We start from the raw sequence: 15,943 nt of genomic DNA, 5'->3' as shown, positions 1-15,943 counted from the left end.
ATTTAGTTTGAATTTACCCATGCAATTTGGGTAATTATTAAAAATTAGTCAATGGAAATAACTATTTTCACAGCAAATTAACAATTATTACAAGTTTATGCAAATACCAGAAACCGAAAACCTCCCTTTGATCAGTAACACTTCTGTTGTATTGGGATTACTAATGGTAATTTTAGGTTTGGTGTTCTATACATCGAACTTATCGAATAAATATGTTAAGGGATTTTTCAATATCATCCCACCCCTATTGCTCTGTTATTTCTTACCGGGCTTGCTCAATTCCTTAAACATCATCGATGGCGCGAATTCCCCATTAACAGGCATTGGAAGCAATTATTTATTGCCTGCCTGTTTGATTTTGTTTGTGATCAACCTGGATTTAAAAGAAATGTGGGCATTGCGAAAAAGGGCCGGATTGATGTTTGTAACAGGAACGGTCGGCATTATGATTGGTGGTCCTTTGGCAGTTTGGTTGACTTCCATGGTTGCGCCAGAGGTTGTGGGTGGTGCTACTCCACATGAGGTTTGGAAAGGTCTGGGTTCTTTGGCGGGATCTTGGATCGGTGGTTCGGCAAACCAGGTGGCCCTAAAGGAAATCCTACAACCCTCTCCAGAGGTTTTTTCTTCCATCATTGCTGTGGATGTATTTGTCGCCTATTTATGGATGGCATTCTTATTATATGGAGCTAGTAAATCCAAGCAGTTTGATAAATTCTTTAAGGCGGAGTCTTCGGACGTGGAAGCTTTAAAGGAAAAAATGGATGCTAAGGTTAAAGCAAACAGTAAAACACCAGAAACAAAAGATTTGATCTATATTGTTGCCTTGGCATTTGGAGGTACGGCTTTATCGGCTTTGATAGCCGAGCCATTGTCTGCTTATATGGCTAACAACCATCCAGAACTAGCAAAATTCTCGTTGACCAGTAATTTCTTCTGGGTGATATTCATTGCTTCGGTAATTGGGATTATTCTTTCCTTTACGCCTGCCAAGAAATTGGAATATGTAGGAGCTTCTAAAGTAGCTACCGTATTTTTATATATTTTGATTACGACGATTGGTATGCAAATGGATATTACAGCGATTGCTGGAAATCCTGGATTATTGGTAGTTGGATTGATCTGGATGAGTGTGCATGCCTTGTTGTTACTCATCGTCGGTAAGATTTTTAAAGTGCCATTCTTTTATTTTGCTGTAGGTAGTATGGCGAATGTAGGTGGTGTGGCTTCGGCTTCTGTGACTTCGGCCGCTTTCCACCCTTCCTTGATTTCCGTTGGGGTTATCTTGGCGGTGTTTGGGTATGCGGTTGGAACTTATGCAGGCTGGTTTACAGCGATGCTGATGCAGATGGTAGCACCGATGTAGGGGGAAGAAGTAGGATATACTGATATTAAAAATGTCATCCTGAGCGCAGTCGAAGGATCTGTTCGTTTACCAGTGTACAGATCCTTCGACTTCGCTCAGGATGACAAAATATTTCGCTCAGGATGAGAAAAAATAAGATTGCTTCGTTCCTCGCAATGACGGGTCTATCGTCTATAATCTATTATCTATCATCTATCATCTACATTCTCCCCTTATCCACTGCCTCCTGAAAAATCCTCCAATCATAGTAATGAAAAACCATTCCATTACTCATGGCCACCAACATTCCTTTCGGAAACTTCGTTCCGATCGGCATGGAAATAGCATCAGCACCATCACATTCAACCGCTGAAACCGGCACTTCCGCCAAGATCTCATGTAAATGAGCATTCCCAGCAGCACCTTCCCTTGGATAAATATTAAAAGAATTGTTCTGCTGATTTGAAATCACGATATAACCAGTAGAATCCGTGCTTTTATACAATGCAATCCCCTCATGATCAGATTTGAAATCCTTCTGTCCAAATAAGGCCAATTCCTCATTTCCTTTGGCAGGATCTGCATAATACTTATGGATACCAAAGCCTTCATCCGAGTAATAGATATACCCTAACTCATTATCCACGGCAATAGCTTCAATTTCTTTTCCACCTTGGAACTTCCCAAATTCACGAACCTTCTTTCCTTTCACAACACCAGCATCAACCGACAACTCATATTGGAAAAGATAATTATCAGCGCCTCCAGATTTACGGCCTACTACAGCATAGATCTTATTCCCAGTAGAATCCTTTTTCGTATACAAAGCAATACCCATTGGCGATCTTTCAGTCTCTCCTACAAAAACCTCGATACCACCATTATCCAATGGCTTTAGTTCCGGCATACTGAAAACGCGGATCTTATTGGTACCTCTTTCGGTAAGCACTGCAATATCCACCAATTTCCCATCAATCTCCAAACCGTACGCAATATCCACGTTGTTTGGTCTATCCAATGGCGTTACTTTATTAATAATCTTGCCATCCATATCATAAGCATACAGACCACCGGTCTTCTCATGCTTATCCGTTCCAACGATAATAACTTCCGTACTATCATTCGGGTTCACCCAGATAGCTGGGTCATCCGTATCGTTCGGAACTTGTTCCGTAACAACTGTTGGCTTTACTGCATTCTCCGCCACAGGGGCTAATTTGCTAGTACAAGCCCCGAAAATCAGGGCTGTACCGCATATAAAGATGAATTGTTTAATCATGTGTTTTCCTTCTTTTTAAATTTTACAAATCGAATTTAACACCTAACGTATATCTTGGCTTGTAGTACTCCAATTGTTTCATGCGAGCTACATCACCTTGGTAATAACGTAAAGGTTGGTCGGTTAGGTTGTTTGCTTCCGCAAATACGCGTAACTGTGGTGTGATTTTGTAAGATGCATTGGCATCCAAGAAGAATTGTTTATCATAGTAGGCATCATTGAATGCATCTTTACCGATTTCATCCAAATAAGCTGCCGTATAGTTAGCAGATACACGTGCGGAAAATTTATTGTTTTCCCAAGATAGGGAACCGTTCAACATGTGAGGAGCCGTTCTTGGAAGACCTAAACCTTCACGCAACACACCGTCCTCACCAGCGATACCTTTAGCTTTTGATTTCGTATAGGTATAGTTGGCATATACCCCAAATCCTTGAAGGAATTTTCCAGGTAGGAAATCCAACTGTCTTTGGAATGCAACTTCAAATCCATAAAGGTTCACTTTATCACCATTTCTATCCTGGAAGAAGTCAAAGGATTTACCTGCTTCGATCGGATTCGGTTTTCCAGGGAAGTCTCTTTCAAAATCAGCGGTTTTATAGGCTGTATTACTATATCTGTAAATAAAGTTATTTAAGTTCTTATAGAATACACCTCCGGAGATCAAACCGATATTACGGTAATATTTCTCCAACATCACATCAAAATTATGGGAATAAGTAGCCTTAAGGTCTGGATTACCAGCAGTGATTTCCTCTTCTTCCGGAATACTGTTGATGTATGGAGCCAAGGCATAATAGTTCGGTCTTGCCAAAGCGGTTGAATAGGCTGCGCGAAGCAAGAAATCTTCCGTGAAATTATGTTTCAAGGTTAAGTTAGGCAAAATATTCGTATACGAATTCTTGGTATTGATCACCCCTTCCAAATCTTCTTCATTTACCACGTTATTTCCTTTGTAATCAATACGGGTATGCTCCAAACGAGCTCCTAAAATCAAGGCTGTATTTTCAGTTAGGTTCTGATCAAAACGCAGGTATCCTGCATAGATCTGTTCTTTTGCGCTGTAATTTACTGCCAAATATTCTTTTGGCTTCAACTCCGATTCGAATTTTGTCGCATCGTTCAAGTCCAATCCACCTAGAAAAGCTTTGTCCACAAACATTCCCGGCGCGTAACGATCTCCTTGTTCCCAAGTTCTAGCGTCCCATTGCACATTAGGCATCGCACTCAATACCCCAAAATCCGTAGTTGGCGTATATTCATTCCAGATATTCTCTCTTTCCTTGGTTTTTAAACGCACTCTACCACCAAAACGTAATCTACCCTTCTGTCCATCGATCAAACTCAAAGGGATACGGAAATTAAGCTTTCCACCGATTTCCTGTTCATTCGTATTATCGTTGTTCTCCGATAATTCATCAAACTTAAACTTAGAATAATCTTTGAATGTATCGTTGAAATATGGCAGGTACGTATCGGATAGATCTTGAGAAACCTGTTGTTTCTTCAACACATAATTGATATATCTTTCATTCGGACGATCTTCCTCTGCTCTGGAATACGACGCAGACCAATCAAAATCCAATTTTGGCGCCAAAAGATGCTCTCCTACAATCGAGAAATTCATCACGCTTTGTCTTTCAAGACGGGTATTTTCGTTTGTATTGTTGTCAATACCACCTTTTGTCTGACGGGATAATTCTGTATTAAAAACATTGGTTTTATCGTCATACTTTGTTTTATAACGTAATCTGTAACGGTTTTCCAAATCATCTCTCCAGTTGTACATCGCATTGATGGCGATGCGGTTTCTGGAATTGAAATCATAATCCCAAGCCGCAGAAACGCTACGACGGATACGGCTCACATCATATTTACGGATATCCATTTCGTTGATGAAAAGGTTTTCACTTTGCTTATCCCATACTGCTTCGATATTGTTCGAACCAAAATTCTGGCTCTGTAAAGTTCCCGATAATACAAGACCCATTTTATTGTCCATGAAACGGTTACCATAGATTAGTGTTCCATTGTAGACACCTTTCTCACGGATAGGGGCATAACCTCCACTCAATGTCGCAGAAATACGCTGTCTATTTGGAACAGCCCTGGTCACTAAGTTCACAGAACCACCAATCGCATCTGCATCCATATCGGGAGTCAATGTTTTGTTCACTTCAATAGAAGAAATCATATCCGATGGAATTAAGTCCATTTGCACATTACGGTTGTCCCCTTCAGCCGATGGGATACGGTCACCGTTCAAGGTCACGGAGTTCAACTCCGGCGATAAACCACGAACAATAATGTTTCGCGCCTCACCTTGGTCATTCTGCATGGTGATACCCGGTACACGTTTTAAGGCATCCCCGATATTCTGATCCGGAAAACGACCTACCTGATCGGAAGAAATAACATTCGTAATGTTACTGTTGTTCTTTTGCTGGTTAAGGGCCTTTGCCTGTCCTTTTGCCTGGTCTCCGATCACCTGGATCTCATCCAAAGTTCTGGAAGCAGGTTCCAAAAGAATTTCTAAAGTTCCTAATTTCGCAGAAACATTCACTTTCTGCTCGTAATGTTCATATCCCAAATAATCAACAGATAATGTATAGGTTCCTGTTGGTAGGTTTAAGAATTCGAAATTACCGTTTCCATCAGAAACCGTATATCTATTACCTTCTGTAATGCGAAGGGTAGCTCCCGGCATGGAGAATTTATCATTGCTGTCCATGACCTTACCTTTCAGAATCGTATTCTGGGCAAATCCTAAACAACAAATCAATTGAAAAATAATAAGTAAAGAAAATCTCATATAATAATGGTTTTATTTTTTTGCAAAACTATTGCAGATAATTAAAACCAGAATTAAGGCAATGTTATCAATTTGTTAAGTAGATAACCTTTTAAAGAAATTAAATTAATTAGATATTAACAAATAAGATTATCAATTAAGTGGAAAATCGATGTTTTTCCTATGTAAACCCTATGTTTTCGAGGCAAAACCAAGGCTTAAGTATACATAAAGCATGATTTTATAACCTTAGCATACATTTTACATACTTTCACCATGCTTTCACCTTAGTTTCATAGCGAACTAAATTGGGAAATTCTGTGAGCTTTTGCTTAATTTAGGCATATTGATAAATCGAAACAAATGGAAAACAATATATTTTACGAAGGACAGGTTTTATGGTCTCAGATTGATGCCAATGTACACTTACGCCACTCGGCCTATGCCGATTTCTGTGCGCAGGCAAGGAGCAATATGTTGAACCAACTGGGGCTTTCCCTCTCCGAATTCAACCAGAAGAAAATAGGCCCGATTCTATTTCGGGAGGAATTGAACTACCTGCGGGAAATCGGCTTGGATGAACGCATCAAGGTCAGTGTTGAGATCATCAAGTTCAATGTAAAAAACTCCAGGTTCTCCTTTCGACATGAGATCTTCAAGGAAAACGGCGTGAAAGCAGCTGTTGTGGTGGTTGATGGTGCATGGATGGATATTGTAGCCCGAAAATTAACGAACATCCCCGAAGAATGGATGAGCATCATCCATAAAATTCCACGTGCAGCAGATTACCTCGAAATCAATGAATAATAATTATCTTTGACCTATGCTGTATATCGTACCTACTCCGATAGGAAATTTAGAAGATATGACCTTTAGGGCCATCAATGTGCTGAAAGCAGTGGATATCATCCTTGCGGAGGATACCCGGACATCGGCCCCCCTCTTGAAACATTTTGGAATCGATAAAAAGGTGTTTGCCCATCATCAACATAATGAGCACAAGGCCGTCAATGAAATCATCCGATTACTGAAGGAGGGAAATCAGATCGCATTGATCTCGKATGCCGGTACGCCAGCTATTTCCGATCCTGGATTTCTGTTGGTTCGCGAAGCCATAAAGGAAGGATTGGAAGTGCAATGTCTACCAGGTGCGACCGCTTTTGTACCCGCTTTGGTCAATTCTGGCCTTCCGAACGACCGTTTCTGTTTTGAAGGTTTCCTTCCTGTCAAGAAAGGCAGACAGACCCGGTTGAAAGCCTTGGCGGAGGAAAAGCGTACCATGATCTTTTACGAATCGCCCCATCGGATCCTCAAATCAATTGATGAGTTTATTGGGGTTTTTGGACCAGATAGACAGGCTTCCTTTTCCAGAGAGATCAGTAAATTATATGAGGAGACCGTACGTGGAACCCTGCAAGAACTAAAGACCCATTTCGAGACCAATCCCATCAAAGGCGAGTTTGTATGCTGCGTGGCTGGTCTTGATTAATTAAATAGACGTTAAAAAAGAATTTGAACATGGAAAATTATCAAATCGACAAATATGTACAGGATGGTCAGGACCCAAAGGTCGTAGAGAAAATCCACGGAAAGATCCTGGATATGCTGACGCCTGGCGAATCCATCAATTATATTGCCCTACAGAAGAAACCGGCCGTAACGCTTTTACCGGATTCGATAACCGTTAGTAACAAGCGCATCTTCTTATGCGAATTCACCAAGTTGGGACTGGCGACGAACTTTGAGATCTTTTCTTGGCAGGATGTGAAGGATATCGCTTTCAAAGAGGAAATCTTCGGATCGAAGGTAACTGTTATTCCATTTACAGGGGAAAATCTGACCATTGATTATATTCCTAAAACGCAGGCCAGAAAATTATACCAATTGATCAAGGCGGCTTTGGATAATCTACAGAACCAGAAACTGGAAGCAAAGGAAAATAAAATTGTTATTGAGAATAAGCCTGTTTATTCGGCACCTAAACCAGAGGTTAAGGAAGAGGAATCACCGAAGACTTTCCAAGGCTTTAATACCACACCGAGTCCGGTGGCTGAGGAGACTAAACCTGAAGCTAACAGACCGGAGCCTGTAAGGTCGGAGCCTTTTAGACCTGAACCGGCAAGACCGGAGCCTGTTAAAGTGGAGCAGGAAGAAGAAGATGAGATCACGGCTAAACTAAAAAAATTAAAGAGCTTGTATGATAAGCAATTGATCACCCAAGCGGAATACGAAACCAAGAAGGCAGAAATCCTAAGCCAGTTATAAGTCATGCGCAATAATTACCTTTTGGCGCTGTTAAGTGCTTTTTTATTGTGGTTGGCTTGGCCTCCTATTCCTTATTCCAGCGTTTTGCTGTTCATTGGTTTTGTACCACTTTTGGTTGCCATAGAACAGGTGATGCGCGGGAACTACAAGCGGAAAGGAAGCAAGGTTTTTGGATTGGCTTTTTTTACCGGTTTTGTCTGGAATACCGCTTCCATTTATTGGGTGTACAATGCGATGAACGCATTCTTACCTGCCCTACCATCCCTTTTTGTAGCCCTGATCCCTTATACCCTCGGGCCATTGCTCATGGCACTGGCGTTTCGGCTGTATTATCAAATGCGGAAAAGAAACTCCATCCTTTTAAGCTTTATGGGGCTGATTTCCTTTTGGATCGCCTATGAATACCTGCACCAATCTTGGGAACTTTCCTTTCCTTGGATGACCCTTGGAAACGGTTTTTCAAATTTCCATCAATTGGTACAATGGTACAGTGTGACAGGCGTTTATGGTGGAACCTTATGGATCTGGCTGGTCAATGTCGTTGTTTTCCTATGGTACTGGCAAAGAAGAGAGCAGGTAGAAGTTTACAGCAATAAGATCCTTTTATCGGTTACTTCAGCATTAGTGTTGATCCCTTCCGTAGGTTCGATCATCGCCTACAGCCAATATGAAGAACACATCAATCCATCCGAAGTCGTAACGGTTCAACCGAACATCGATCCATTTGGAAAATGGGGACCGATTACACCTGAGGAACAAATGAGGGTGCTGATGGATCTTTCGCAGAAAGTGGCGAAATTGAATACGGAATTTTTTATATGGCCAGAAACGGCCATTTCCAATTATGGTGGTATCAACGAGGAAGAATTCCGAGAATATCCACAGTATCGCGCGGTGATTGATTTCCTGGAACCCTACCACAATGGAAATGTACTCTCAGGAATCGAAAGCTATCAGTTTTATGATGACCAACGTACTTTTACGGCGAGACCTGTCGGAAATCTATTCAAGGACCATTTTAATGCAGCGGTACTGATCGACGGATCCAGCAAACTGCAGTTCTACCATAAATCAAAATTGGTACCTGGTGCCGAATTGATGCCATTTGGATCTAAACTTGCCTTTATGAAACCCTTGTTCCAACATTTTGGCGGAACAACAGGAGGTTATGGCAGTCAGGAAGAGCCTTCGGTTTTCTATTCTGCTAGCGGAATTGGCGCGGCTCCGGTGATCTGTTATGAATCCATCTGGGGAAATTACGTGGCGGAATATGTGGCCAAAGGGGCACAATTCATTGCTGTGATTACCAACGATGGCTGGTGGGGCGACACCTCGGGCAAGGATCAACACCTGCTCTATGCCAAATTAAGAGCCATAGAGAACAGAAGATGGGTGGTGCGTTCGGCCAATACAGGTATATCGGCCTTTATCAACCAACGCGGGGATATTGTTCAGCGTTCGAGCTGGTGGGTGCCAACCGCCCTATCGCAGGAAATCAACCTGAACGAAGAATTAACATTTTATACAAAGAACAAGGATTTGATCGTTTATTTGGCTTTATTAACGGGCTTGATATCAATAGGTTTGATGATGGTCAGAAATAAGAAAATTACAAACGATTCTCCTAACGATTAATTATATTTGCCTTTATGCAAGTTTATTTTGACAATGCCGCGACCACAGCTTTAGATAAACAAGTTATCGAAGCAATGGTTAAAACCCTGAACGAGAACTTCGGGAACCCTTCTTCTATTCATGCGCACGGCCGTGAAACCAAGACCATTGTGGAAAAGGCAAGAAGAACAGTAGCTAAATTACTTAATGCTTCCCCATCGGAGATTTTCTTTACTTCTGGTGGTACCGAGGCGGATAATATGGCCATCGTACGTGCCATTGAATGTTATGGGATTACCCATGCCATTACCTCTCCTATCGAACACCATGCAGTGCTCCATACTTTGGAAGAACTGGCACATGCCGGAAAGATCCAGCTGGATCTGTTGAAGGTGGACGCGAAAGGAAATATCGACCTGAACCATTTGGAGGAATTATTGGCGAAGAACCCAAGGACTTTTGTTTCCATCATGCATGCAAACAATGAACTTGGGAATTTGACGGATATCAAAGGGGTTAGTGAGTTATGCGAGCAGTATGATGCGGTTTTCCATTCGGATACCGTGCAGACCATGGGGCATTATAAGCATGACCTTTCTGATCTGAAGATCGATTTTATTACGGGTGCGGCGCATAAATTCCATGGCCCAAAAGGTGTCGGATTTTTATATATCAATGGAAAGAATAAGATCAAGCCGTTGATTTATGGGGGTGCACAGGAACGGAATATGCGCGGAGGAACAGAGAATGTGTATGGTATTGTGGGCTTGGCGAAAGCGTTGGAATTGGCCTATGAGGAAATGGAAGAGCATCAGTCGCATATTCAAGGACTGAAGGATTATATGAAGGATAAATTGGTACAGGAGATTCCTGGGGTACAGTTCAATGGGGAGACAGATGCGGATAAGGCTTTGTATACGGTATTGAATGTGTCCTTGCCATGTACGAATATGGGCGATATGTTATTGTTCAATTTGGATATCAAAGGGGTTTCGGCTTCTGGTGGTTCGGCTTGTAGCTCGGGCTCGGATATTGGTTCGCATGTGTTGAGAGGGATCTGTGCTGATCCGAAAAGAGAATCGGTGAGATTTTCTTTCTGTAAGTATAATACGAAGGAGGAAGTGGATTTTGTAGTGGGTGTTTTGAAGGAGATTTGCGAGCATAAATAACCGTCATTGCGTGGATATTCGTCATTGCGAGGCGTCCGTCATTGCGAGGAACGAAGCAATCTTCACCCCGTCATTGCGAGGATATTCGTCATTGCGAGGAACGAAGCAATCTTTCTACTAATGTAAAGATTGCTTCGTCGTACCTCCTCGCAATGACGCGCAAACGCGCAAACGCACAAAAGCATAAACGCAAAACCGCAATACCTTACATTTCTAATAAAAAACCTTACTTAATCTTTAAGAGCACATATTTCTCGGCGAGGTCGCCTTTGATCTCTTTTCCGGACAAATCCAACTGCTGCAATTGATTATTCGATATCCTGAAATTATAATCAATATTCTCCAAACTCAGAATATCATTATCCAATTGCCACTTTCCTTTATGTTCAAACACCTCTTCGCTCTTCCCAACATACATATACCTCATCAGGTAATTCTTATTGTTATCCAAGCTCAAAACCGTTGAAATCGTGGTGCAATCAGCACAGGGAAGCTTTCCTTCATAGGTTCCAACCACGCCAGTACCCTTTAACGCATTACCCTCATTACCCACTAACTGGTTTACATTGGTTTTGTTATTGATACAACTAAAACCAAAAACCAAGAGGATAATACTGAATAATATGTAAGTAAGCCTGCGCATGATTTTTATGATATACTTTTAAAAAACAAAAAAGATACCATAAATGGTTGTTTAGGAAAATTTAACATTTCCGTTTCCCCTTGAACATTAACACATCCTCATTTACTCGTCTTCATCCAGAAGACCTTGTGCCATCAACAAAGCATTCTTCAGCTCCCCTAAGGCATGGAAATTCCGCTTGGATTGCGCTACAGCGATCCCTTTTTCATAGATTTCAATAGCCTTATCCTTTTCTCCCTGCCCTTCCAAAAACTTCCCGAAATGATAATAGGTCCCTACATAATCAGCATGTTCCATTACCAGATCCTCAAATCCGGCTAAAGCTAGGCTGTTATCCTGCATTTTCACGTACTCCATCGTCAGGGCATACTTCAAAAAAGGATCCTGTGGAGACTCCTTTAAAAACTCTTTAAGTTGATCTAATCGCGTTTTCATCCCCAAAGTTAAGCAAATAATAATTGCGTGGGAGCGCTATAAGAAGGAATAAAATTACTATGCTAGCATAGAAAATGACAATTCCATGACCTCTGGTTTTGGAAAGGTTTTGAAATGCTTACAAAAAAAAGTAGGTTTGTGTAAAACGTTAGAATTATGAGAATATTAGTATGTATCAGTAATGTCCCTGACACCACTTCCAAAATAACATTCACGAATGATAACACGGTATTCAATACCAACGGTGTTCAATACATCATCAATCCATACGATGAGATTGCTTTATCGAAAGCGGTGGAGCTGGCAGAAGGTGGCAAAGGTACCGTAACGGTGATCAATGTTGGAGATGCCTCCACAGAACCTACGATCCGTAAGGCGTTGGCCATTGGCGCAGATGATGCAGTTCGCATCAACGCCCAACCTCGTGATGCTTGGTTCGTAGCCAATCAGATCGCTAAATATGCCAAAGAGCAAGGATTTGACCTGATCTTGACCGGTCGTGAATCCATTGATTTCAATGGAGCGCAGGTGGCGGCATTATTGGGTGAATTATTGAATCTTCCATCGGTATCCATCGCCAAAAAATTAGATATACAAGGTACGGAAGCAACCATCGATCGCGAGATCGAAGGCGGAAAAGAGGTACTTACCGTTTCTCTTCCGGTTGTTGTGGGAACAGCAGAAGGTGTTGCAGAGCCAAAAATCCCGAATATGCGCGGCATCATGGGTGCAAGATCAAAGCCTTTGCAGGTTGTAGAGCCTATTGAAGTAGCCGAATTGTCGAGCATCAGTAAATTTGAATCTCCTGCTCCTCGCGGAGCCGTGAAATTGGTAGATGAAGTCGATCAATTGGTTCAATTATTACACAACGAGGCAAAAGTTATCTAATCCTTAAAAAGAAATTATCATGGCAATTTTAGTATATATCGAAAATACAGACGGAACCTTAAAAAAATCGGCTTTTGAAGCAGCATCCTATGCTAAAGCAATCGCTGATCAATTAGGGGATTCGGTAACCGCACTTTCCATTGGAAACGTGGATGCTGCGGAATTGGAAAAATTAGGGAAATATGGGGTTAGCAAGGTATTGAACGCTAACCAAGAGAACCTAAAGAATTTTGTGAACAAAGCCTATGCATCGATCATCGCATCAGCTGCACAGCAAGAATCATCTAAAGTGGTGGTATTGTCGAATTCCTTCAGTGGAAAAGGCTTGGCACCACGTTTAGCGGCTAAATTGGATGCTGGATTGGCGGATGGCGCTATCAATCTTCCAAGCTTCCAAGGCGATAGCATGGAGATCAAAAAGACCGCTTTTTCCAATAAGGCTTTTGCGACTGAAGTTATCAAATCGGCGGTTAAAGTTATTGCGGTCAATCCTAATGCATTTGAGGTCAAAGAAGTTGGAGGTTCGGCCGAAATCGTGGATTTCACGCCAAACATCGAAGCAACAGATTTCAATGTATTGGTGAAGGATATCGTTCGCGCAACGGATAAAGTGACGCTTCCGGAAGCAGAGATCGTTGTTTCTGCGGGAAGAGGAATGAAAGGACCAGAAAACTGGGGCATGATTGAAGAATTGGCGGATGTATTGGGTGCTGCTACGGCATGTTCCAAGCCCGTTTCTGATGCCGGTTGGAGACCTCATTCCGAACACGTAGGCCAAACAGGTATCGTGGTAAGCCCGAACCTTTACATCGCTATCGGTATTTCCGGTGCTATCCAGCACTTGGCTGGGGTGAGTTCATCCAAAACCATCGTGGTGATCAACAAAGATCCGGAGGCACCATTCTTTAAGGTTGCCGATTATGGAATCGTTGGAGATGCCTTTGAAATCGTCCCTAAATTGACTCAGGCGATCAAAAACTTGAAAAACAACTAAAACAAACTAAACAATGAACGAGTGGCCTTGCTCAAAAAAACGCAAGGTCACTTTTTTTTTGCTTTTAATATTAGCATCTTTGTATTTCCGTTAACGCGTTATTAATGAAGAAAATCAAGTTAGATATTGTCGGTCTCTCCTATAGCCAGACGCAGTCTGGGGCCTATGCATTGGTTTTGGGAGAAGTAGGAGGAAACAGAAGGTTACCGGTTATCATTGGCGGATTCGAGGCGCAATCCATCGCGGTGGAGATCGAAAAAATGACGCCCAGCAGGCCGCTGACGCATGATCTGTTCAAAACTTTTGCCGAGACCTTTAAAATCAAACTGGAAGAAGTGCTCATCTATAACCTGATCGACGGGATATTCTTTGCCAAATTGATTTGTTCGGATGGTACTACCACGACGGAGATCGATGCACGTACTTCGGATGCCGTAGCATTGGCCGTCCGTTTTGAATGTCCGATCTTTACCTACGATTTCATTATGAACAGTGCAGGAATCGTGATCGAAGGCAATGATTTCGCCTTTTTGGAGAATATCGAAAATGTAGGCAACTACAAACAGGATGAGCCAGCTAAAGCAGAAAAGGATCCTGAGCCTCCTGCAGCTGCCGAACCCATCAAAAACAAACCATCCCCTTATGCTTCCCTTACCTTGGAGCAATTGGAAAACACCCTGGAAAAAGCCATCGAAAACGAACAGTACGAAACGGCGGCCAAGATCAGGGACGAAATAGAAAAACGAAAATCATAATCTTTTCGATAACCTAATATCATCTACCAATATGTCTATCAAACATAGGTTGACCATTATGAACTTCCTGCAATTCTTTGTTTGGGGAGCATGGTTAATCACTATTGCCAATTATTGGTTTGGCACCAAAAACTGGGACGGAACTGAATTTGGAGCCATTTTCTCCACCATGGGGATTGCCTCCTTGTTCATGCCTACCATCATCGGGATTATTGCCGATCGATGGGTAAACGCCGAGAAACTCTACATTATCCTGCATTTCTTGTATGCCATTTGTTTGATTTCCCTGGCGCATGTTCCCGATCCGGACAGCTTTTTCACCGTGATCTTATTGGCGATGTGCTGCTATATGCCAACCTTGGCACTATCCAATTCCATTGCCTATACCGCATTGAATCAAGCCAACTACGACCTGATCAAGGCCTTCCCTCCTATCCGGGTATGGGGAACGATCGGATTTATTGTGGCTATGTGGCTGACCAACCTAACGGGTAGCAAAGCCACGGAAGGACAGTTCTATATTGCGGCGGGCGGATCCATCTTATTGGCGGTATATTCCATTTTTAATCTACCAAAATGTCCTCCACAGCATCATATCCGGGAGAATGCTTCCTGGACCCAAATGTTGGGACTGGAATCCTTCAAGCTTTTTGCCAATTATAAAATGGCCTTGTTCTTTATCTTCTCCATGTTCTTGGGTGCTGCCCTGCAGCTGACCAATGCTTATGGAGATGTATTCCTGGACGAATTCAAGTACTTCCCCAAATATGTGGACTCTTTTGTGATCAAATATTCAACGATCATCATGTCCATTTCCCAGATATCTGAAACGGTATTTATCCTGGCTATTCCTTTCTTCTTGAAGAAATTCGGGATCAAGCAGGTGATGTTGATTGCGATGTTTGCCTGGGTGCTTCGTTTTGGCTTGTTCGCTTATGGAAACCCTTCTTCCGGCCTTTGGATGATCGTTCTGTCTTGTATCGTTTATGGTATGGCTTTCGATTTTTTCAATATCTCGGGTTCTCTTTTTGTGGAGACCAATACGGATAATAAGATCCGTTCATCGGCGCAGGGTTTGTTCATGATGATGACGAACGGTTTTGGGGCGATTCTAGGCTCTCGCGTTTCCGGATGGGCAATTGATAAGTATTATACAAAATCTTTCAATGACAGCGCTAGTTTAGCTTCATTTTTGGATACTACACCTGATAACCCTTCCCTGCTGAATGTGATCAAGGAAAAAGGGGTTGAGGTTTCTAATGGGATTTTTAATCAGGTTATCCAATTGAAGGATTGGCAGAATATCTGGATCGCTTTTGCGATTTATACTTTGATTGTTGCGATATTATTTGCGGTTTTGTTTAGGCATAAGCATGAGGTGGAAAGTGCAGCCGAGGAATTCAAAGGGCATTAAGGTTTTTAAGAATCTTTATTATTTTATAGATATAAAAAAACAGCCTCCAGATTTGGAGGGCACTGAAAAAGTCTCAACTTTTTAATGAGATTTAAAGAAATGACTGAGTACAGGATTTACCTTACTCGGTCATTTTTGTTTAAAGGATTTCTGAAAGTGTGTTTTTTAATGGCCTTATTGAAGGTTTAGCCGACTAGGCTTGCTGTTTGAGATTTTAGTATCCCAATTGCCCTGTTTTTGAGGTAATACCTTTCCTTTTTAGATCAATTTCAGGATTCTTTTCAAGTTTACCGTAAAGATGGCCATTGCACCCTGCATTTCCATGTTATGGATACCATAGGAATCGGCCCTGCC

General features: G+C 42.0%; 14 protein-coding genes. 10 read left to right on the top strand and 4 right to left on the bottom strand.

From position 1 onward, the window contains the following. Positions 1–97: 97 nt before the first annotated feature. Positions 98–1,363, top strand: a complete 1,266-nt coding sequence (locus CRJ00_RS04935; RefSeq protein ID WP_099365772.1) for a DUF819 family protein — start codon at positions 98–100, stop codon at positions 1,361–1,363. 199 nt (positions 1,364–1,562) lie between these two features. Here CRJ00_RS04935 and CRJ00_RS04930 read toward each other — a convergent pair whose 3' ends face one another. Then, positions 1,563–2,621: a phytase gene (locus tag CRJ00_RS04930; RefSeq protein WP_099365771.1), complete on the bottom strand. Its 1,059-nt coding sequence runs from the start codon at positions 2,619–2,621 to the stop codon at positions 1,563–1,565. A gap of 22 nt (positions 2,622–2,643) precedes the next feature. Beyond that, positions 2,644–5,433, bottom strand: coding sequence for a TonB-dependent receptor (locus tag CRJ00_RS04925; RefSeq protein ID WP_099365770.1), 2,790 nt, complete (start codon positions 5,431–5,433; stop codon positions 2,644–2,646). A gap of 342 nt (positions 5,434–5,775) precedes the next feature. Here CRJ00_RS04925 and CRJ00_RS04920 point away from each other — a divergent pair, with 342 nt between their 5' ends. From CRJ00_RS04920 to CRJ00_RS04900, 5 genes are read left to right on the top strand one after another with little or no spacing between them, the layout of a single operon-like run. Continuing rightward, a complete protein-coding gene (locus CRJ00_RS04920; RefSeq protein ID WP_099365769.1) occupies positions 5,776–6,219 on the top strand; it encodes an acyl-CoA thioesterase in 444 nt (147 codons plus the stop codon). Positions 6,220–6,235: 16 nt separating this feature from the next. After that, a complete protein-coding gene (gene rsmI / locus CRJ00_RS04915; RefSeq protein WP_099365768.1) occupies positions 6,236–6,901 on the top strand; it encodes a 16S rRNA (cytidine(1402)-2'-O)-methyltransferase in 666 nt (221 codons plus the stop codon). 29 nt (positions 6,902–6,930) lie between these two features. Beyond that, entirely contained in the window at positions 6,931–7,677 is a 747-nt protein-coding gene (locus CRJ00_RS04910; protein WP_099365767.1) for a PH domain-containing protein, read from the top strand. Between the two features lie 3 nt (positions 7,678–7,680). Further along, positions 7,681–9,312, top strand: coding sequence for an apolipoprotein N-acyltransferase (gene lnt, locus CRJ00_RS04905; RefSeq protein WP_099365766.1), 1,632 nt, complete (start codon positions 7,681–7,683; stop codon positions 9,310–9,312). A 14-nt stretch (positions 9,313–9,326) separates the two neighbouring features. Continuing rightward, positions 9,327–10,460, top strand: coding sequence for a cysteine desulfurase family protein (locus tag CRJ00_RS04900; protein ID WP_099365765.1), 1,134 nt, complete (start codon positions 9,327–9,329; stop codon positions 10,458–10,460). Between the two features lie 226 nt (positions 10,461–10,686). On the opposite strand, the gene CRJ00_RS04895 is transcribed toward CRJ00_RS04900, so the two are convergent. Both CRJ00_RS04895 and CRJ00_RS04890 read right to left on the bottom strand, forming a co-directional pair. Beyond that, entirely contained in the window at positions 10,687–11,103 is a 417-nt protein-coding gene (locus CRJ00_RS04895; protein ID WP_099365764.1) for a copper resistance protein NlpE, read from the bottom strand. Between the two features lie 102 nt (positions 11,104–11,205). Continuing rightward, on the bottom strand, positions 11,206–11,538 hold the full coding sequence (locus tag CRJ00_RS04890; protein ID WP_099365763.1) for a tetratricopeptide repeat protein: 333 nt from the start codon (positions 11,536–11,538) through the stop codon (positions 11,206–11,208). Positions 11,539–11,694: 156 nt separating this feature from the next. Here CRJ00_RS04890 and CRJ00_RS04885 point away from each other — a divergent pair, with 156 nt between their 5' ends. From CRJ00_RS04885 to CRJ00_RS04870, 4 genes are all read left to right on the top strand, one after another. Beyond that, positions 11,695–12,426 (top strand): electron transfer flavoprotein subunit beta/FixA family protein, encoded by a 732-nt coding sequence (locus tag CRJ00_RS04885; RefSeq protein ID WP_099365762.1) that lies wholly within the window; start codon positions 11,695–11,697, stop codon positions 12,424–12,426. A gap of 19 nt (positions 12,427–12,445) precedes the next feature. Continuing rightward, positions 12,446–13,420 carry an electron transfer flavoprotein subunit alpha/FixB family protein gene (locus CRJ00_RS04880; RefSeq protein ID WP_099365761.1) on the top strand — a complete coding sequence of 325 codons (975 nt, stop codon included), beginning with the start codon at positions 12,446–12,448 and terminating at the stop codon, positions 13,418–13,420. A 104-nt stretch (positions 13,421–13,524) separates the two neighbouring features. Continuing rightward, positions 13,525–14,175, top strand: a complete 651-nt coding sequence (locus CRJ00_RS04875; protein WP_099365760.1) for a bifunctional nuclease family protein — start codon at positions 13,525–13,527, stop codon at positions 14,173–14,175. Between the two features lie 31 nt (positions 14,176–14,206). After that, positions 14,207–15,589 carry a nucleoside permease gene (locus CRJ00_RS04870; RefSeq protein ID WP_099365759.1) on the top strand — a complete coding sequence of 461 codons (1,383 nt, stop codon included), beginning with the start codon at positions 14,207–14,209 and terminating at the stop codon, positions 15,587–15,589. Positions 15,590–15,943: the final 354 nt, after the last annotated feature.

It is taken from the genome of Sphingobacterium sp. 1.A.4 (assembly GCF_002734245.1).
Lineage (GTDB): Bacteria > Bacteroidota > Bacteroidia > Sphingobacteriales > Sphingobacteriaceae > Sphingobacterium > Sphingobacterium tenebrionis.
The sequence above is the reverse complement of the archived record's forward strand: the minus strand, read 5'-3'. Positions and strand labels throughout refer to the sequence as shown.

What these genes read in the sequence shown, in the direction of transcription:
- CRJ00_RS04875 (WP_099365760.1), top strand. Translation starts at nt 13,525, where the DNA reads ATGAAGAAAATCAAGTTAGATATTGTCGGTCTCTCCTATAGCCAGACG.
- lnt (WP_099365766.1), top strand. Translation starts at nt 7,681, where the DNA reads ATGCGCAATAATTACCTTTTGGCGCTGTTAAGTGCTTTTTTATTGTGG.
- CRJ00_RS04900 (WP_099365765.1), top strand. Translation starts at nt 9,327, where the DNA reads ATGCAAGTTTATTTTGACAATGCCGCGACCACAGCTTTAGATAAACAA.
- CRJ00_RS04870 (WP_099365759.1), top strand. Translation starts at nt 14,207, where the DNA reads ATGTCTATCAAACATAGGTTGACCATTATGAACTTCCTGCAATTCTTT.
- CRJ00_RS04920 (WP_099365769.1), top strand. Translation starts at nt 5,776, where the DNA reads ATGGAAAACAATATATTTTACGAAGGACAGGTTTTATGGTCTCAGATT.
- CRJ00_RS04910 (WP_099365767.1), top strand. Translation starts at nt 6,931, where the DNA reads ATGGAAAATTATCAAATCGACAAATATGTACAGGATGGTCAGGACCCA.
- CRJ00_RS04925 (WP_099365770.1), bottom strand. Translation starts at nt 5,433, where the DNA reads ATGAGATTTTCTTTACTTATTATTTTTCAATTGATTTGTTGTTTAGGA.
- CRJ00_RS04935 (WP_099365772.1), top strand. Translation starts at nt 98, where the DNA reads ATGCAAATACCAGAAACCGAAAACCTCCCTTTGATCAGTAACACTTCT.
- CRJ00_RS04885 (WP_099365762.1), top strand. Translation starts at nt 11,695, where the DNA reads ATGAGAATATTAGTATGTATCAGTAATGTCCCTGACACCACTTCCAAA.
- CRJ00_RS04890 (WP_099365763.1), bottom strand. Translation starts at nt 11,538, where the DNA reads ATGAAAACGCGATTAGATCAACTTAAAGAGTTTTTAAAGGAGTCTCCA.
- CRJ00_RS04880 (WP_099365761.1), top strand. Translation starts at nt 12,446, where the DNA reads ATGGCAATTTTAGTATATATCGAAAATACAGACGGAACCTTAAAAAAA.
- CRJ00_RS04930 (WP_099365771.1), bottom strand. Translation starts at nt 2,621, where the DNA reads ATGATTAAACAATTCATCTTTATATGCGGTACAGCCCTGATTTTCGGG.
- CRJ00_RS04895 (WP_099365764.1), bottom strand. Translation starts at nt 11,103, where the DNA reads ATGCGCAGGCTTACTTACATATTATTCAGTATTATCCTCTTGGTTTTT.